The organism is Pseudomonas sp. F-14 TE3482 (assembly GCF_053629455.1).
This window is the reverse complement of sequence record NZ_JBRJII010000001.1, coordinates 4,345,125-4,364,567: the sequence shown is the minus strand read 5'-3', so window position 1 is coordinate 4,364,567 and position 19,443 is coordinate 4,345,125. Positions and strand designations below refer to the sequence as shown.

9 protein-coding genes are annotated in these 19,443 nt (G+C 61.2%); 8 read left to right on the top strand and 1 reads right to left on the bottom strand.

Annotated features, from left to right (window positions below; all coding sequences use genetic code 11):
* Positions 1-3: 3 nt before the first annotated feature.
* Complete coding sequence (locus tag AB7M26_RS19610; RefSeq protein WP_123494897.1) at positions 4-1,980, top strand: metallophosphoesterase; 1,977 nt, start codon at positions 4-6, stop codon at positions 1,978-1,980.
* Between the two features lie 89 nt (positions 1,981-2,069).
* Here the strand turns inward: AB7M26_RS19610 and AB7M26_RS19605 are convergent, their stop codons facing one another.
* A complete protein-coding gene (locus AB7M26_RS19605; protein ID WP_123494898.1) occupies positions 2,070-3,635 on the bottom strand; it encodes a carbohydrate porin in 1,566 nt (521 codons plus the stop codon).
* A 168-nt stretch (positions 3,636-3,803) separates the two neighbouring features.
* On the opposite strand from AB7M26_RS19605, the gene AB7M26_RS19600 reads away from it, so the two are divergent.
* The 7 genes from AB7M26_RS19600 (at position 3,804) to AB7M26_RS19570 (ending at position 19,224) form a co-directional block, all read left to right on the top strand.
* Positions 3,804-5,078 (top strand): ABC transporter substrate-binding protein, encoded by a 1,275-nt coding sequence (locus AB7M26_RS19600; RefSeq protein ID WP_123494899.1) that lies wholly within the window; start codon positions 3,804-3,806, stop codon positions 5,076-5,078.
* Between the two features lie 21 nt (positions 5,079-5,099).
* Complete coding sequence (locus tag AB7M26_RS19595; RefSeq protein ID WP_123494900.1) at positions 5,100-6,062, top strand: carbohydrate ABC transporter permease; 963 nt, start codon at positions 5,100-5,102, stop codon at positions 6,060-6,062.
* Entirely contained in the window at positions 6,059-6,901 is an 843-nt protein-coding gene (locus tag AB7M26_RS19590) for a carbohydrate ABC transporter permease (RefSeq protein WP_123494902.1), read from the top strand. Before AB7M26_RS19595 ends, AB7M26_RS19590 begins: the two co-directional genes overlap by 4 nt.
* A gap of 27 nt (positions 6,902-6,928) precedes the next feature.
* Positions 6,929-8,074: an ABC transporter ATP-binding protein gene (locus AB7M26_RS19585; RefSeq protein WP_123494903.1), complete on the top strand. Its 1,146-nt coding sequence runs from the start codon at positions 6,929-6,931 to the stop codon at positions 8,072-8,074.
* Entirely contained in the window at positions 8,071-9,573 is a 1,503-nt protein-coding gene (locus AB7M26_RS19580; protein WP_123494904.1) for a glycoside hydrolase family 32 protein, read from the top strand. Before AB7M26_RS19585 ends, AB7M26_RS19580 begins: the two co-directional genes overlap by 4 nt.
* A 75-nt stretch (positions 9,574-9,648) precedes the next feature.
* Positions 9,649-10,641, top strand: coding sequence for a LacI family DNA-binding transcriptional regulator (locus AB7M26_RS19575; protein ID WP_123494905.1), 993 nt, complete (start codon positions 9,649-9,651; stop codon positions 10,639-10,641).
* A 297-nt stretch (positions 10,642-10,938) separates the two neighbouring features.
* Entirely contained in the window at positions 10,939-19,224 is an 8,286-nt protein-coding gene (locus AB7M26_RS19570; RefSeq protein WP_429441100.1) for a T1SS-143 repeat domain-containing protein, read from the top strand.
* Positions 19,225-19,443: the final 219 nt, after the last annotated feature.

Sequence of the window (19,443 nt, the reverse complement as noted above, 5' to 3'; positions counted from 1 at the left end):
ATGATGAAGGAGCATTCGATTGAATTTCGCGCTGGAGAGGCGCATACGCCGCACGCTTCGCCCCTCGCCATGACCCGTCCCATCCAATCTCCCGCGCTCAATAGCCGCATCGAGCTTTACACCCAGGAGGCGATGGTCAACTGGCTAGGCCCGTTGCAGCTGATGCGCACGGGCTTACAAACAGCTGTCGCCACCACGATGGGAGCCTTCGCAGACCCGCGCGAAGTGCTGGCGATGCTCAACCCTCGGGACTCTAACCCGCCTATCCAGGTGGTTGCCGACGGTGACGTGTGGATCGATTATCTGGCCGATACCGGCGATGGCTGGGACTCTACCTACTCGATGGCGCTGTGTGTCAGCCATGCTGTCGAGTTGCCGGAACACCAGCTCTCACTGCCGCGCGGCGACGTGCTGCTGCTCGGCGGCGATCAGGTCTATCCCACACCGGCCCGCAATGGCTATCGCACCCGTTTTCTTGATCCCTTCCGCGCCGCATTTCCCGCGCCGGTACCCAAGGAGCGCCTTGGTGACCAGGCCCAGCCCGTACGGCAGCCGGGTGCGCCGTGGATATTGGCGACGCCCGGCAACCACGATTGGTATGACGGTCTGCGCGGTTTCTCCCAACTGTTTTGCGAGCAGAAGCCCATCGGCGCCTGGGACACCCGCCAGCGCACCGGTTACTACGTGCTGCAGTTGCCCAATGGCTGGTGGGTCTGGGGCCTGGATCTGCAGTTTGAATCCATGATCGACCGCCAGCAGAAGCAATACTTCCAGCAGATGCACGCCAAACTGCAACCAGGCGATCGCGTGATCCTCTGCACACCCGAGCCGAGCTGGGTGGACGAGGCCGAGCGGCTGGCACGGGAGGACAGCAAGGCCTTGCCCTCGATCGAAACCCAGACGCCGCGCTTTCGCAGCCTGCGCGAGATCGAGGAACTCTTGGGTGACCACCTCGCGGTAGTCTTGGCCGGAGACTCACACCACTACGCGCGCTACCAGCCAAAAGCGGGCACCCAGGCGCCGCAGCGCATCACCTGCGGAGGCGGTGGCGCCTTCTTGAATGCCACCCATCACCTTCCCGATCCGCCCAAGCCGATCAACGTTGGCGGAACCCGGCAGCACTACGAGCTGGCGGCGGTCTACCCGGCCAAAAAGACCTCCGAGCAACTGCGTAATCGGGCATGGCGGCTACCTACCCGCAATTTCTCGTTCTGCGCCATGCTGGCCATCTTGTACTTGCTGTTTGACTGGATGGTACAAAGCGCCAGCACGGTGCCCCACCTGGCACGAGGCAACCGCAGCCTGATGGACGTACTGTCTGGCCTCCAAGCGTCTATTCCCAACATCAGTGAAGTCTGGCGACATCTGCTCCTGGTCTTGTCACACAGTCCTTCGTCGGTGATGTTCGCCGTGATCATTGTGCTGGGTTGCGCCGTGTTCTCAGCCGCCGGGGTCAAGCGCACCCGAAAGCTCGCCTATGCCATTGGAGCTGTTCACGGGGTCCTTCATCTGGGACTGGCGATCGGACTGCTGTGGCTGATGGGCCGTGTCAACATCCACTACCTGCAGTTGGAGGTAGAAAACCTGCACCAGGTTGTGTTGTTCCTGGCGGAAACGCTGGTGCTCGGCGGCAGTTTGGGAGGCCTGTTGTTCGGTGCCTGGATGGTGATGGGCAATACCTTCTGGGGGCTACACAGCGAGGCGGTTTTTTCCTCGCAGTGCATCGCCGACCACAAGTGTTTCCTGCGCATGCACTTCAAAGGCGACCAACTGACCATTTACCCACTCAAGCTGGAGAAGGTCTGCCGGCGCTGGTCCCTGGGATCGGGAGTCGCCAAACTGGCGAAGGTGCAACGCACCTGGAGGTTGCGGGCAACGCCTGAAAGCACTGGCCCGCGATTCGTGCCAGCCTCGGGTGATCTCGAACTGCAACTGATCGAGCCGCCCATCGTGATTCAACGTGGAAGAACCGCCCCATGAACGCTTCGTAGGAGTCAGGCTTGCCGGCGAAGGCGCTTTCAAAGACACCTTCGCCGGCAAGCCTGGCGCCTACACAGATGAAGCAGATATCAAAACCAGGTTTCCATCTGTATGCCGTACTGCCATACACCGCCGGCGTTGAAGTCCGACTTGCCGAAGTTATCTGTGGAACTGTATCCGTCCAGATCCGAAGACCAGTTCATCAGGCTTGCGAAAACTCGCAATTCTGGACGAGTGAGCAGGTCTCCAACGTCAGGTTTGAATGTCGGGGCAATCGTGAATTTCCAGAAGTTACCATCGACCGCATTACGTTGCAGGTAACCCTTGGGGTCGAGGTCCATGGTTTGCCAACTCATCTCGTAGGCCATCTCGAAATTGCTGTTGATTTCATTGGCCAACCGCACGTTCAACGTCATCCAGCGGTAGTCGTCACCCTTGACGTACCTGTCCTTGCTTTGTTCGGCCAACAAGCTGGGGCCGATGCGCCAGCCCGGCGCAATGGGTGTCTCGCCGTAAAGCGCCAGACGCAGAGCCCGGGCGTCGTCGATCAGTTCGCCATCCGAACCGATGTTCTTGACCTCTGCCCCCAGACCTTGCCCGTAGAGCAGCGCTGTTTTAAAGAAGCCTTCGCGGCCGAAAAAGTTTTTCTGATGATTGGCCAGCATGCTGTGCAAGCCGGAATCCGCAGGCGTCAGGCCCGCTTCATTGGTACGAGCGCCAAAGTCGTTTTTCTTTGAGCCAATGCCATTGAACATCCACTGCCACTGACCATTATCGAAGAACTGGTTGGAGGTCAGGATGTAGCTTTCCACATCGGCATTGACACCGCCCTTACTGAAATCCCCATAGTTACGCCCCATCAAGGAGTAATTCGAGCGCCAGTCCTTGTTCATCTGCACATCGTAGATACCACCCCCGGTGCCGGCCAGAAAGACCACGTCCGAGTCCAGCCAGTGGATATCGAAGTTGTCTCTGTCAAATCGTTTGCCAGCCCACAGGGTGGAGTTCTCGAACACTGAATTGCCCTTGAAGGCGGCGAGATGATCGAGCTCGGTAAACACCTGACGCACGTTCAGATTGCTCTCGTCGGCGGTCCAGTCGTTGGAGCTTTCCACACCGTCGGCGATGGACACCGTGAATTTGGAACGGGTGCCGTTTTGCGCATAGATTTCTTTCGACAGGTCTATGCGCATGTAGGTGTCGTCTTCGTTACCAAGTCGCCCGACGGCGCCACCGACTGAACCGGCAGGCGTTGTATAAGGGCCGCCACGACCACCGCCCAGCCCATCGTTGATCAGCAATCCAGAGCGGGCGTAGCCCTTGAAGCTGAAACCGTCAGTCAGGTGTCCGCTACTGTCTTGCTTTTCCATGCTTTGCTGACGGGCTTCGAGTTTTGCCAGTCGAGTGTCCAAAGTAGGTGCCGCAGTGGCGGCTGCAGTGGACGCCGCCGGCTGCAAGGCGGGAGTCGCCAGTTTGATCTGCTGCAATTCCCTGGCGAGTGCCTGGGTTTGCTGCTCGGCTGCGGCGGCGCGCTTTTCCGCAGCGGCGGCACGCGCTTCAAACGCGGCCATTCGTTGTTCCAGGGTCGCGGCCTGAGAGGTGGCCGCCGAGGTGCCGAGTACGCCTGCGAGTAGCCAGCTTGATGCTTTCTGCATGGGGGATTTCCTGTTTTGTTTTTATTTTTCTGTCCTGCGACCGACCTTTTTTTCGTGAATTGTTAATTGTCAAAATCCATGAAAAAAAGGATGCCTCATCGCAAATACGCTGCTACATTTGGCGATGTTAACGTTAACTTTTCTAAAAACAAAAATAAAGAGGGCTTTATGAAACACCTCAAATCTCTTCTTCCAGCAGCACTGCTTACCCTCTGCGCCGGGCTTCCATCCCTCTCGATCGCAGCTGATTTGACGATCTCGTGTGGGGCGGTAGGTGCGGAGTTACAACTCTGCAAAGAGGCTGTCCAGGCGTGGTCAAAACAGACCGGCAACAACGTCGAGGTGGTTTCCACGCCTAACTCGGCCACCGAGCGATTGTCGTTCTACCAACAGATCCTCAGTGCGCAGTCCAGCGACATCGACATCATTCAAATCGATATGGTGTGGCCGGGGATGTTGGCCAAACATTTGCTGGATCTGCGCGAGGTGCTTCCCGCCAACGCGACCCAGGGCTATTTCCAGGCACAGGTGGATAACGCCACCGTAAACGGACGGCTGGTGACAATGCCGTGGTTCACCGACTCGGGCCTGCTGTATTACCGCAAGGACTTGCTGGAGAAGTACAACCAGCAGGTTCCCCGGACCTGGGAGGAAATGACCGCTACCGCCAAAACTATTCAACAGGCTGAGCGCACCGCCGGAAACCCTAATGCCTGGGGCTACATTTTTCAGGGGCGCGCCTACGAGGGCCTGACGTGCAATGCACTGGAGTGGATCAGCAGTCAACCGCAAGGCGGACTGGTCAATTCACAAGGCGACATTGTGGTCAACAGTCAGGCCTCAAGAACAGCGCTGACCCTGGCGAAAAGCTGGGTAGGCGATATCTCCCCGCGCGGCGTACTCAATTACACCGAGGAAGAAGGCCGTGGCGTATTCCAGTCGGGCAATGCGCTGTTCATGCGTAACTGGCCGTATGTCTGGGCCCTGGTCCAAGGTCAGGACAGTGCCGTAAAAGACAAGGTCGGGGTCGCTCCCCTACCCCGTGGCGGCGAAACCGGCACCCATGCATCCACCCTCGGTGGCTGGGGCCTGGCGGTATCGCGTTACAGCGCCCACCCAAAACTGGCCGCAGAACTGGTGAGCTACCTGACCAGTGCCCAAGAGCAAAAACACCGTGCCCTGATAGGCGCCTATAACCCGGTTATCGAGTCGCTGTATCAAGACCCCGAACTGCTCGCGGCCATGCCCTATTACGCCCAGCTGCACAGCATTCTCAACGATGGGGTCATGCGCCCCGCCTCCATCACCGCCGATCGCTATCCACGGGTCTCCAATGCGTTCTTCGATCGAGTGCATGGCGTGCTGGCGGGCGAGTTGCCTGTCGATCAGGCGCTGGTGGAACTGGAAAGCGAACTCACGCGCATCAAACGCCGGAACTGGTAAGCCACAAGGAAGGAAATCACCATGTCTGTCTCTTCTACCCATGCCCCCTGTGATGAGCTGCTGCTCACCAGGGAAACGCCCGTACAACGTCGCCGAGTGCGCGCCGCCTGGCTGTTTCTGACGCCGATGTTGCTGTGTCTGGCCCTGGTGGCAGCCTGGCCGCTACTGCGCACATTCTGGTTCAGCCTGACCGACGCCAACCTGGCGGACACCAGTGGCGGAACCTTCATAGGCTTTGGCAATTATCTGTTCCACAACGGTTCCAGCTGGTCGGGCATTCTGGTCGACCCGCAATGGTGGAACGCGGTGCGCAACACCTTGTATTTCACCGTGGTGTCGGTGGGACTGGAAGTCGTACTGGGGCTGCTGGTGGCGTTGCTGCTGAACATCAAGTTCACCGGACGTGCTCTGGTGCGTGCGTTGATTCTGATTCCCTGGGCGATTCCGACCATTGTTTCGGCGAAGATCTGGTCATGGATGCTTAACGACCAGTTCGGCATCATCAATCACCTGATGCTGAGCCTGGGCCTGATTGACGCCCCTCTGGCCTGGACGGCCGATGCGGATCTGTCGATGTGGGCGGTGATCATCGTCGACGTCTGGAAGACCGTGCCTTTTGTCACGCTGCTGATGCTGGCCGCGTTGCAGATGTTACCGAGCGATTGCTACGAAGCCGCCAGGGTCGATGGCATTCATCCGCTGAAGGTGTTCTGGCGTGTCACGCTGCCCCTGCTGATGCCCGCATTGCTGGTGGCGGCGATCTTCCGCATTCTCGACTCGCTGCGGGTGTTCGACGTGATCTATGTGCTGACCTCAAACTCGTCGAGCACCATGAGCATGTCGGTGTATGCCCGCCAGCATCTCGTGGAATTCCAGGACGTCGGTTACGGCAGCGCAGCCTCGACGCTGTTGTTTTTGGTGGTTGCGGTCATCGCCCTGCTTTATCTCTACCTCGGACGCCGTCAACTGGAGGTCCGGTCATGAACCTGCGCCTACTGAAAAAAGCCCTGTTGCGCCTCGGATTCTGGTGTCTGATCGGGGTGTTGCTGCTGTATGCGGTCTTCCCTTTCTACTACGCCATCGTGACGTCGCTGAAGCCGTCCAGCGCCTTGTTCGAGGTGAGTTACTGGATCGACAACCCCGATTTCTCCAATTACGCGGCGGTGCTCAATCAAGCCTCATTCCTGCGGGCGATCGGCAACTCGCTGGTGGTTGCGCTGTGCGTGGTGACCCTGGCGCTGTTCCTCAGCCTGACCGCCGCCTATGCCTTGGGCCGGGTGAAGTTTCGCGGGCGTGGCACGGTCTTGATGATGGTCCTTGGTGTGTCGATGTTTCCTCAGGTCGCGGTGCTGTCGGGGCTGTTCGAAGTGATCCGCGCGCTCGGCCTGTACAACACCTCCTGGGCGTTGATCCTCAGCTACACGATTTTCACCCTGCCCTTCACCGTCTGGGTGCTGACCACGTTTATGGGGCAACTGCCCCATGAACTGGAAGAAGCGGCAATCATGGATGGCGCCTCACCCTGGGTCACGCTGACCCGCGTGCTGTTGCCGCTGCTCTGGCCCGCACTGGTCACCACTGGCTTATTGGCTTTCATCGCCGCGTGGAACGAGTTCCTGTTTGCCCTGACCTTCACCCTCACCGACACGCAACGCACGGTGCCGGTCGCCATCGCCTTGATTTCCGGCGGCAGCCCCCATGAGTTGCCTTGGGGGTTGTTGATGGCCGCCTCGGTGGTGGTCACCGTCCCACTGGTGATTCTGGTGCTGATCTTCCAGCGCCGAATCGTTTCCGGTCTCACTGCCGGCGCGTTAAAGGGTTGATGCCCAACAAAGACAAGGAACAGCATCGTGATCAAATTGAAACTGGACAATGTAAACAAGCAATTGGGCGGCATGCGGATTCTTCGCGACGTCAGCCTGGAAATCGCGGCGGGTGAATTCGTTGTATTCGTTGGCCCGTCGGGCTGCGGAAAATCGACCCTGCTGCGACTGATCGCCGGCCTGGATTCGATCTGCGGCGGCGACCTGCTGATCGACGGGCGTCGGGTCAACGACCTGGAGCCGCGCGAGCGTGGCGTCGGCATGGTATTTCAGTCTTATGCGCTGTACCCGCACATGAGCGTCTACGACAACATCAGTTTTGGTCTCAAACTGGCCAAGACTGAAAAGACCAGCCTGCGCGAGCGCGTGCTGAAAACTGCGCAAATCCTGCAGTTGGACAAACTGCTGCAACGCAAGCCAAAGGAACTGTCCGGAGGGCAGCGTCAGCGTGTGGCCATGGGCAGAGCCATGGCGCGGGAGCCGGACATTCTGTTGTTCGACGAACCGCTTTCCAACCTGGATGCATCCTTGCGGGTGCAGATGCGCAACGAAATCGCCCGACTGCATGATCGACTCGGCTCGACGATGATCTACGTCACCCACGATCAGGTTGAAGCGATGACCCTGGCCGACAAAATTGTCGTGCTCAATGGTGGTCGCGTAGAACAGGTCGGCTCACCGCGCGAACTCTATGAGCGCCCGGCCAGCCGCTTTGTCGCCGGTTTTCTCGGTTCGCCCAGAATGAATTTTCTGTCGGCGCGCCTGCAGACGCCAGGCGAAACCAGCCTGGTCGATACCCTCGTTTGGGGTATCACATCCCTGCCCTTCGACAGCTCGAAGCTGGCGGCAGGCACGCAGCTGACTCTGGGGATTCGTCCGGAACACGTGTCGCTCAAAGCGGTGGATGGAACCGCCGGCGTCGTGGTGACCGCGGTCGAATACCTGGGCAGCGAAACCTATGTGCACCTCGAGACAGGTCAGGACGAGCCACTGATCTGTCGTTGCGAGGTCAGCGCCGGATGGCAAGCGGGCGATCGGGTTGAGCTGCAACTGGACATCGACAACCTGCACCTGTTCGACGCCGACGGCGCGGCCTTGAGCCGTCACCCACACGCCATTGAAACGCTGCCGGCTGGCGTCCCTCTGCGCTCGGCACGAGCAAGCGCCCTATGACTGTGTCTTTGAATTCCATGAGTGTTCCAATGTCCGCTGCAATTGAGCTTGCGCAATATGCGCTGAGTGATGGCCTGTCTCGCGTCATCGATGATTATCGTCCCGGTTATCATCTTGCCCCCCCCGCGGGCTGGATGAACGACCCTAACGGGGTGGTGTACTTTCGTGGCGAATACCACGTGTTCTATCAACACCATCCCTTCGACGCGAAATGGGGCCCGATGTATTGGGGGCATGCCAAGAGCGCCGATCTGGTCCATTGGCAGCATCTGCCCATTGCGCTAGCGCCAGGCGATGACTTCGACCGAGACGGTTGTTTTTCCGGTAGCGCGGTGGTGTGTGGCGATACCCTGGCACTGATCTACACCGGGCACACCTGGCTGGGGGAAGTGGGTGACGAGCGCTCGATCCGTCAAGTCCAGTGCCTGGCCACCAGCAGCGACGGCATCCGGTTCGTCAAGCATGGCGCCGTCATCGAGACCGCGCCGCACGATTCGATCATGCACTTTCGTGACCCCAAGGTATGGCAGGAGGATGACGGCTGGTACCTGATTGCCGGCGCACGTCTGGGCGATAAACCGCTGCTGCCGCTGTACCGCTCCACCGATCTGCACACCTGGGAGTTCCTCGATTATGTAGCCAGCGGCAACGAGGGCGATGGCTATATGTGGGAGTGCCCGGACCTGTTCCGGCTTAACGGGCGCGATGTGCTGCTCTACTCCCCTCAAGGCATGCAGCCCCAGGGTTACGATTGGCTCAACAAGTACCAGACCGGTTATCGAGTGGGCCGACTCGATAGCGAATGGCACTTCACCGGCGGGCCTTTTATCGAGCTGGATAACGGCCACGATTTCTATGCCGCGCAAACGCTTCTGGCCGCCGATGGCCGGCGCCTTGTGTGGGCGTGGCTCGACATGTGGGAAAGCCCGATGCCGAGCCAGGCCCATCATTGGTGCGGCATGCTCGGTGTGCCGCGCGAACTTGAACTGCACGCCGATCGCCTTTTCGTGTATCCCGCACGGGAGCTCACCGCTCTGCGCCAGGCACCATTGCCGGGCGTGCCTTGGTGGGAGGGTTCGGGAACCCGGTGCGTGCCGGAAGTGAATGGCGAGATGCTCGAAATCCATGTGCATCTGGATTTGCGTGGCTGCACCAACGGCCACCTCGGAATCGCCTTGCGTTGCAGCGACGATGACCACGAAGAAACCCTGCTTTACTACGATGCGTCGCTACAGCGTCTGGTGCTTGACCGCAGCCGCTCGGGTGCGCAAGTCACCGGTCAGCGCAGCGTGGCGATTGACCCGACACAAGAGCGACTGGAACTGCGCGTATTTCTCGATCGCTCGTCCATCGAGGTGTTCGACGAAAACGGGCGCTTCAGTCTCAGCAGTCGGTTCTATCCACGACCCGACAGCCTGGGCGTGAAGCTGTTTGCCAATGGGAGTGGCGGCCGTGTCTCGATTCCCAAGGCGTGGCCTCTGGCCTCGGGATGGCTGTGAGCGGCGTCATTCGAGTCGCGAGAAACCCGGGCGCTGTGTCATGATCCTGCGTCAACCTGACCGGCCTCGCCTCGCATGACTTCAGTGAAAGACGTTGCACAGCTGGCCGGCGTGTCCCTGATGACGGTTTCTCGAGCGCTCAATAATCCGGAAAAACTGAGCCCCGAAACCCTTCAGCGGGTGCGTCGCGCCATTGACGAACTGCAATTCGTACCGAGCCTGTCGGCGCGCAAGATGCGCGGCGACAACCTCCAGTCGCGCACTATCGGGGTGTTCGCACTGGACACCGCGACCACACCGTTCGCGGTCGAGTTGCTGCTGTCCATCGAACAGACCGCGCAGCAGGCGGGCTGGAATGTGTTCATCCTCAACCTGTTGAGCAACCCGCCGACCGACCAGAACATTGACCTGATGCTGTCGCACCGTCCCGACGGGTTGATCTTCAGCGCCATGGGGTTTCGCCAGGTATGCATTCCCGAACGCTTGAAGAGCAAACCCCTGGTGCTCGCCAATTGCCTGGCAGATGACAGTCGCCTGGTCAGTTATGTGCCAGATGACGAAACGGGGCAGTATCGAGCCGTACATCACGCGTTGAGCCAAGGCTATCGGCGCCCTCTGTGTATCAATCTGCCCAAACAGAGCCTGGCCTGGGGCCTGCGACAAAAAGGCCTGCAGCGTGCCTGCCAGGCATTTGGCCTTGCGCCTGAGGCACTTCTGCAATACGACCTTTCCGATCATGATGCCTATGGTGAAACCGCAGCCATCCTCGACCGGCACATCATCGAGGGTCGCCCGCAATTCGACATCCTGATCTGTGGCAACGACCGGATTGCCTTTTGTGCCTATCAGTTGTTGTTGGGCCGAGGCCTGAAAATTCCCGCCGATGTCGCCGTGCTCGGCTATGACAACATGATCGGCATCGCCGAACTGTTCATACCGCCGCTGACCACGGTGCAATTGCCGTACTACGAGATCGGTCGCAATGCGGCCCGGCACCTGATCGAGGCCCTTGAGGTAGAGGGTGCCCAGCCGGTTGATTGTCCATTGGTAATCAGAACGTCGTTGTGAGTTATCAAAACCCTTTACCGAGGGCCAGCGCTCGGTAAAGGGCTGAGTGTTTACTTGAGCGGAACGAAGTTATCCGGCATTCGATTCACCGCCAATTCCCCCAGCATGATGACCTTTGTTCATGATCGCTGCCACGCCGCGCCCTCACGCCTCATCCCGCCTCCCCCTCCCGAGTAGTCCGAAACTCCCACACCGTCTGGGAGTATCCGCCGATGCGCGATCCTCGGCGCTTATCCATAGTTGCGACCAATGGTCAACGGTCAGGCCTTGATGACCGCAATTACCCAGGAAAAAGTCATGACTATTGAGCAAAATTCATTGCTGACGAACGCTATGAGCGTCGTGGCGAGCGGCGCGAACGTTTCGCTGGACGAAACGTCCGGTTTGCAGAACGCCACCGCCACGCCAACCCCTACGGGAGACGCTGACGACAACGACATTCTGGTGACCTCCCTGCCCTCGACCTTCGCTACCCGTTTGACCGCACTGGGTGCCGGGACCGCAACGGGGGCAGCGTTGAGTGGCTATACCGGTGCCGTGGGCAATACGGGCAGCAATGCGTTCACCGTCACCGCGGACCCCGGAGCCACTATTACCAATATCAGCTTCGTCGACAGCAATGGCGTACCGCTCAATGGCGTGGACAGCGGCCTGGATACCCTCAATGGCACCAGCATCCTTCTCTACACGGATGCGAACAACGACAACATCGTTCTGGGCCGGGCCGGTGGCTCGACCGGCGCGATCGTGTTCGCTGCCTATATTGAAGAAACCGGATCGCCGGTCTCGGGCGGCAAGATCTGGACCGTGGAGTACCAACCGCTCAAGCATCCAGATGCTACGAACGCCGATGATTCGCTCAATCTGCTGAATAAGGTGTTCATCGGAGCCAGTCAGGACCTGGAATTCAATTTGGCCAATGCCCCCTCCGGGCAGAACCTGTTCCTGATGTTCACCAAAGCGAACCCGGCAACTGCAACGGTCGATGGTGTCGTGCGGATCACGGATCCCGTCATCATCGCCACCGGCAAAGATCCGGCGAATCAGTCAACTGGCGCCAGTATAACGACTGGCGACACGATCAATACCAGCCAGGCGGGTGGCCCTACCACCTTCGGCACCAACAGCCAGATGATTACGGAACAGGAAGGCATCCGTTATTCGTTCGTCACAGGTGCCAGGCAGGATATGACCATTCCTAACCTGGATCAGAACGAAGCAGATGTTGAATCCAACATCGACTTTACCGGCGTCTTCAATGCGAAGATGGCCAATTTCGATGTGGTGCAGTTGCAAAGCGGCAAGAGTGCTGTGGTAAAAATCAGCGCATTCAGCACCGCTGTTGAATCTGGAGCGGCTTTCATCGACGGCTATGCGGGTGATACGCCGGTTGCCATCACCAATGTTCGCGTCTTCAACAGCGCCGGGGTGGTGATCGAGAATTCAAACGGATCGGTGAATGATTCGACCATTTTGATCACCTTTTCCGGTGGGGTTGCAACCATCACCGGCGTTAAAGCCGGCTATCAGATTGAATACACCACAACGTCGGATCACAACCGCGTGCTCATCGAGAACGGAGCGGCCCTCGATGCCAAGGGCACTGCCCATGCCGATTTTGATATCGGTGGTTTCACGCTGGTCCAGGCCTCCATTTCGAAAACCGAAATCGGCTCCAAGATGATCTTCGAGGACGACGGGCCGACGGCGACCGGCACTGCCGCAACGGGAACCGTCGACGAGGACGGCCTGGCCAATGGCATTGCCGGGGGTACGGGCGACGTGGCTGGCGAGGCGACCACGGCCAGCGGCAGCGTGACCGGTATCTTCCAGTCCGGCGCCGACACGCCGCTGAGCTATGCCTTGTCGAGTAACACCAGCGGCTTGCCGGCGCTGAGCTCGGGCGGGGTGGCGCTGGTGTACAGCGTCGCGGGCGGCACGCTCACCGCCAAGGCCGGCATAGCCGGTGCCGACGTGTTCACGTTCAGCCTCACCACAGCGGGTGCCTACACCTTTACGCTGCTCAAGCCGCTGGATCACGCGGCAGGTAACAACGAGAACGACATCACCCTCAACCTGGGCTCGCTGCTGCAAGCCACCGACAAGGACGGTGACACGGTGACAGCCGCGGCCGAAAAACTGGTCATCACCGTCGACGACGACACGCCGACGGCGACCGGCACTGCCGCAACGGGAACCGTCGACGAGGACGGCCTGGCCAATGGCATTGCCGGTGGTACGGGCGACGTGGCTGGCGAGGCGACCACCGCCAGCGGCAGCGTGACCGGTATCTTCCAGTCCGGCGCCGACACGCCGCTGAGCTATGCCTTGTCGAGTAACACCAGCGGCTTGCCGGCGCTGAGCTCGGGCGGGGTGGCGCTGGTGTACAGCGTCGTGGGCGGCACGCTCACCGCCACGGCCGGCGCGACCGATGTGTTCACGTTCAGCCTCACCGCAGCGGGTGCCTACACCTTCACGCTGCTCAAGCCGCTGGATCACGCGGCAGGTAACAACGAGAACGACATCACCCTCAACCTGGGCTCGCTGCTGCAAGCCACCGACAAGGACGGTGACACGGTGACAGCCGCGGCCGAAAAACTGGTCATCACCGTCGACGACGACACGCCGACGGCGACCGGTACTGCCGCAACGGGAACCGTCGACGAGGACGGCCTGGCCAACGGCATTGCCGGGGGTACGGGCGACGCGGCTGGCGAGGCGACCACGGCCAGCGGCAGCGTGACCGGTATCTTCCAGTCCGGCGCCGACACGCCGCTGAGCTATGCCTTGTCGAGTGATACCAGCGGCTTGCCGGTGCTGAACTCGGGCGGAGTGGCGCTGGTGTACAGCGTCGCGGGCGGCACGCTCACCGCCAAGGCCGGCGTAGCCGGTGCCGACGTGTTCACGTTCAGCCTCACCACAGCGGGTGCCTACACCTTCACGCTGCTCAAGCCGCTGGATCACGCGGCAGGCAACAACGAGAACGACATCACCCTCAACCTGGGCTCGCTGCTGCAAGCCACCGACAAGGACGGCGACACGGTGACAGCCGCGGCCGAAAAACTGGTCATCACCGTCGACGATGACACGCCGACGGCGACCGGAACCGCCTTGACGGGAACCGTCGACGAGGACGGCCTGGCCAATGGCATTGCCGGTGGTGTGGGCGATGTGGATGGCGTGGCGACTACGGCCAGCGGCAGCGTGACCGGCATCTTCCAGTCCGGCGCCGACACGCCGCTGAGCTATGCCTTGTCGAGTGATACCAGCGGCTTGCCGGCGCTGAGCTCGGGCGGGGTGGCGCTGGTGTACAGCGTCGTGGGCAATACGCTCACCGCCACGGCCGGCGCCACCGATGTGTTCACCTTCAGCCTCACCGCAGCGGGTGCCTACACCTTTACGCTGCTCAAGCCGCTGGATCACGCGGCAGGTAACAACGAGAACGACATCACCCTCAACCTGGGCTCGCTGCTGCAAGCCACCGACAAGGACGGTGACACGGTGACAGCCGCGGCCGAAAAACTGGTCATCACCGTCGACGACGACACGCCGACGGCGACCGGCACTGCCGCAACGGGAACCGTCGACGAGGACGGCCTGGCCAATGGCATTGCCGGTGGTACGGGCGACGTGGCTGGCGAGGCGACCACCGCCAGCGGCAGCGTGACCGGTATCTTCCAGTCCGGCGCCGACACGCCGCTGAGCTATGCCTTGTCGAGTAACACCAGCGGCTTGCCGGCGCTGAGCTCGGGCGGGGTGGCGCTGGTGTACAGCGTCGTGGGCGGCACGCTCACCGCCACGGCCGGCGCGACCGATGTGTTCACGTTCAGCCTCACCGCAGCGGGTGCCTACACCTTCACGCTGCTCAAGCCGCTGGATCACGCGGCAGGTAACAACGAGAACGACATCACCCTCAACCTGGGCTCGCTGCTGCAAGCCACCGACAAGGACGGTGACACGGTGACAGCCGCGGCCGAAAAACTGGTCATCACCGTCGACGACGACACGCCGACGGCGACCGGTACTGCCGCAACGGGAACCGTCGACGAGGACGGCCTGGCCAACGGCATTGCCGGGGGTACGGGCGACGCGGCTGGCGAGGCGACCACGGCCAGCGGCAGCGTGACCGGTATCTTCCAGTCCGGCGCCGACACGCCGCTGAGCTATGCCTTGTCGAGTGATACCAGCGGCTTGCCGGTGCTGAACTCGGGCGGAGTGGCGCTGGTGTACAGCGTCGCGGGCGGCACGCTCACCGCCAAGGCCGGCGTAGCCGGTGCCGACGTGTTCACGTTCAGCCTCACCACAGCGGGTGCCTACACCTTCACGCTGCTCAAGCCGCTGGATCACGCGGCAGGCAACAACGAGAACGACATCACCCTCAACCTGGGCTCGCTGCTGCAAGCCACCGACAAGGACGGCGACACGGTGACGGCCGCGGCCGACAAACTGGTCATCACCGTCGACGACGACACGCCGACGGCGACCGGTACCGCCGTGACGGGAACCGTCGACGAGGACGGCCTGGCCAATGGCATTGCCGGGGGTACGGGCGACGTGACCGGCGAGGCGACCACGGCCAGCGGCAGCGTGACCGGCATCTTCCAGTCCGGCGCCGACACGCCGCTGAGCTATGCCTTGTCGAGTGACACCAGTGGCTTGCCGGCGCTGAGCTCGGGCGGGGTGGCGCTGGTGTACAGCGTCGTGGGCGGCACGCTCACCGCCAAGGCCGGCGTAGCCGGTGCCGACGTCTTCACGTTCAGCCTCACCGCAGCGGGTGCCTACACCTTCACGCTGCTCAAACCGCTGGATCACGCGGCTGGCAACAACGAGAACGACATCACCCTCAACCTGGGCTCGCTGCTGCAAGCCACCGACAAGGACGGTGACACGGTGACGGCCGCGGCCGAGAAACTGGTCATCACCGTCGACGACGACACGCCGACGGCAACCGGCACTGCCGCAACGGGAACCGTCGACGAGGACGGCCTGGCCAACGGCATTGCCGGGGGTACGGGCGACGTGGCTGGCGAGGCGACTACGGCCAGCGGCAGCGTAACCGGTATCTTCCAGTCCGGCGCCGACACGCCGCTGACCTATGCCTTGTCGAGTGACACCAGCGGCTTGCCGGCGCTGAACTCGGGCGGGGTGGCGCTGGTGTACAGCGTCGTGGGCGGCACGCTCACCGCCACGGCCGGCGCGACCGATGTGTTCACGTTCAGCCTCACCACAGCGGGTGCCTACACCTTCACGCTGCTCAAGCCGCTGGATCACGCGGCCGGTAACAACGAGAACGACATCACCCTCAACCTGGGGTCGCTGCTGCAAGCCACCGACAAGGACGGCGACACGGTGACGGCCGCGGCCGAGAAACTGGTCATCACCGTCGACGACGACACGCCGACCGCGGCCGGGACCGCCGCAACGGGAACCGTCGACGAAGACGGCCTGGCCAATGGCATTGCCGGTGGCACGGGCGACGTGACCGGCGAGGCGACCACCGCCAGCGGCAGCGTGACCGGCATCTTCCAGTCCGGTGCCGACACGCCGCTGAGCTATGCCTTGTTGAGTGATACCAGCGGCTTGCCGGCGCTGAACTCGGGCGGAGTGGCGCTGGTGTACAGCGTCGCGGGCGACACACTCACCGCCAAGGCCGGCGCGATCGACGTGTTCACCTTCAGCCTCACCGCAGCGGGCGCCTACACCTTCACGCTGCTCAAGCCGCTGGATCACGCGGCCGGTAACAACGAGAACGACATCACCCTCAACCTGGGCTCGCTGCTGCAAGCCACCGACAAGGACGGCGACACGGTGACGGCCGCGGCCGAGAAACTGGTCATCACCGTCGACGACGACACGCCGACGGCGACCGGCACCGCCGCAACGGGAACCGTCGACGAGGACGGCCTGGCCAACGGCATTGCCGGCGGTACGGGCGACGTGACCGGCGAGACGACCACCGCCAGCGGCAGCGTGACCGGCATTTTCCAGTCCGGCGCCGACACGCCGCTGACCTATGCCTTGTCGAGTGACACCAGCGGCTTGCCGGCGCTGAGCTCGGGCGGAGTGGCGCTGGTGTACAGCGTCGTGGGCGGCACGCTCACCGCCAAGGCTGGCGTAGCCGGTGCCGACGTGTTCACCTTCAGCCTCACCGCCGCGGGCGTGTACAGCTTCACCCTGCTCAAGCCGCTGGATCACGCGGCCGGCAACAACGAGAACGACATCACCCTCAACCTGGGCTCACTGCTGCAAGCCACCGACAAGGACGGCGACACGGTGACGGCCGCAGCCGAGAAACTGGTCATCACCGTCGACGACGACACGCCGACGGCGACCGGCACCGCCGCAACGGGAACCGTCGACGAGGACGGTCTGGCCAATGGCATTGCCGGGGGTACGGGCGACGTGGCTGGCGAGGCGACCACCGCCAGCGGCAGCGTGACCGGTATCTTCCAGTCCGGCGCCGACACGCCGCTGAGCTATGCCTTGTCGAGTGACACCAGCGGCTTGCCGGCGCTGAACTCGGGCGGAGTGGCGCTGGTGTACAGCGTCGCGGGCGGCACGCTCACCGCCACGGCCGGGGCGACCGATGTGTTCACCTTCAGCCTCACCGCAGCGGGTGCCTACACCTTCACGCTGCTCAAGCCGCTGGATCACGCGGCAGGCAACAACGAGAATGACATCACCCTCAACCTGGGCTCGCTGCTGCAGGCCACCGACAAGGACGGTGACACGGTGACAGCCGCGGCCGAGAAATTGGTCATCACTGTCGACGACGACACGCCGACCGCGACCGGTACCGCCGTGACGGGAACCGTCGACGAGGACGGCCTGGCCAATGGCATTGCCGGTGGTGTGGGCGATGTGGATGGCGTGGCGACTACGGCCACCGGCAGCGTGACCGGCATCTTCCAGTCCGGCGCCGACACGCCGCTGAGCTATGCCTTGTCGAGTGATACCAGCGGCTTGCCGGTGCTGAGCTCGGGCGGGGTGGCGCTGGTGTACAGCGTCGCGGGCGGCACGCTCACCGCCAAGGCCGGCGTAGCCGGTGCCGACGTCTTCACGTTCAGCCTCACCACAGCGGGTGCCTACACCTTCACGCTGCTCAAGCCGCTGGATCACGCGGCTGGCAACGACGAGAACGACATCACCATCAACCTGGGCTCGCTGCTGCAAGCCACCGACAAGGACGGCGACACGGTGACGACCGCGGCCGACAAACTGGTCATCACCGTCGACGACGACACGCCCGTTATAGGGACCGCCCCTGTGCAGGATGTCGATCCCACTTTGGGTGCGACGTCATGGACCTTTTCGGGTGACTTCGTCTACTCGCTAGGTGCGGACCAGCGCGGGCCGACCTACTCTTCGGCAGCGGACAGCGATTTTGCCGAACTCGCCCTCTCTGGTACGGCGAACGATGTTGCGGTCGTTGATCCAACGGTCACCTGGGATTCGGAGAATCTCAACGCTGCCACGTTTAACGTGTCGTTCGAATACGATCACGATCGCAATGCTGCCACCGCGACTGAACTGGTGGAAGGCACGCTGGTGTTCGACAAAGTCAATGACACCTACACCTTCGAGATGGATGCGCTGCAAACGACGCAAGACGTCACGCTGGGCGAAGGCACTGGATACGAAACGTATGACGTGGGTGGCACGAGCCCTTCCAGTGGCCCATCACCTGTGGCTACCGGGAAGCTTGGGGAAGGTTTCTACATCCAGATCACGGGCTTCGAGGCCCCCCTTAGTGCCGGCGGCAATACTGCCGTGGCGGCGGGTGAGCTGGTGAGCGGCACGCAGGCCCCTGTAACCTTGTCCAGCACTGCTCTGGGCGTCTCCGGAAATACGATCCAGGCAGGTGAAGCGGCCAACATCAACTTCTTCCAGACTGATCCGAAAGGAGATTTGGGCGCCGACGATTTTAGTTACGCGACCGATTTCTTTATCAAGTTCGATGGCTACGAGACTGAAAGCGATGATCTTTTGCTTATAGTCAGTCTTGCTGATGCAGATGATCCCTCCATCACTACAACACGGGCCATCTACGTCGACCAGGGCGATGTGTACGAGAGCGATACGGTCAACACCGATCTTGTTGGAACCAAGTACGAGGCCCTTATCCTCGATGACCTAACCGATCCGAACGACCCGTTCCTGGACAATAATGATGCTCTGTTGATTGTTGAAAGTAATGACTTCAACATTCAGACCGGTGATAACTGGCTCATCAAGGGTATTCAGATTCTTTCGAATGATGCTGGCCTTACGGGCAGCGCGATAAATCTGAATCGCAATGTCGGTGCCGATGGCGCAAGCAGCACTTCCGCGCAGCCGGTCAGTGGTCTCGTCGGGCCTGGAAATACGATTGCGGAGGATACGAGTACGAATCCGCTGAAGATCATCGATGCTGGTTTTTCCACCACCACGACTACACCCGCTACCCTTGATCTGACGCTGGATTTCAAGGTCGTCGATAGGGATAGCGATTTCACCGATGTCCAGACGATTGATATCGAAAATCCTGTCGTGGTCGAACTGGTAGGAGTGACTAACCTGGCACCGACAGATTTGGTGCTTTGATCCGCCAGGAAGAGTACGCGCGCGACAGGATGTAAAACCTGTCGCGCGCGGTAATGCTGGCGACACGGTGATCGTATTGGTCGGTGTCAATCTTGCAACCGAAGTTGCACCGGGAGACTACGTCTGACCCCTTAATTTGCATGACTTCTTCAGGAGGTGTTTATTGGTTAGCCTCGCGGCCCACAAGGCAGCGGGGCTTTCCATTTCCGGTCTACCTCC

Coding starts and splice junctions, on each gene's coding strand:
- AB7M26_RS19610 (WP_123494897.1), top strand. CDS start 4: ATGAAGGAGCATTCGATTGAATTTCGCGCTGGAGAGGCGCATACGCCG.
- AB7M26_RS19605 (WP_123494898.1), bottom strand. CDS start 3,635: ATGCAGAAAGCATCAAGCTGGCTACTCGCAGGCGTACTCGGCACCTCG.
- AB7M26_RS19600 (WP_123494899.1), top strand. CDS start 3,804: ATGAAACACCTCAAATCTCTTCTTCCAGCAGCACTGCTTACCCTCTGC.
- AB7M26_RS19595 (WP_123494900.1), top strand. CDS start 5,100: ATGTCTGTCTCTTCTACCCATGCCCCCTGTGATGAGCTGCTGCTCACC.
- AB7M26_RS19590 (WP_123494902.1), top strand. CDS start 6,059: ATGAACCTGCGCCTACTGAAAAAAGCCCTGTTGCGCCTCGGATTCTGG.
- AB7M26_RS19580 (WP_123494904.1), top strand. CDS start 8,071: ATGACTGTGTCTTTGAATTCCATGAGTGTTCCAATGTCCGCTGCAATT.
- AB7M26_RS19575 (WP_123494905.1), top strand. CDS start 9,649: ATGACTTCAGTGAAAGACGTTGCACAGCTGGCCGGCGTGTCCCTGATG.
- AB7M26_RS19570 (WP_429441100.1), top strand. CDS start 10,939: ATGACTATTGAGCAAAATTCATTGCTGACGAACGCTATGAGCGTCGTG.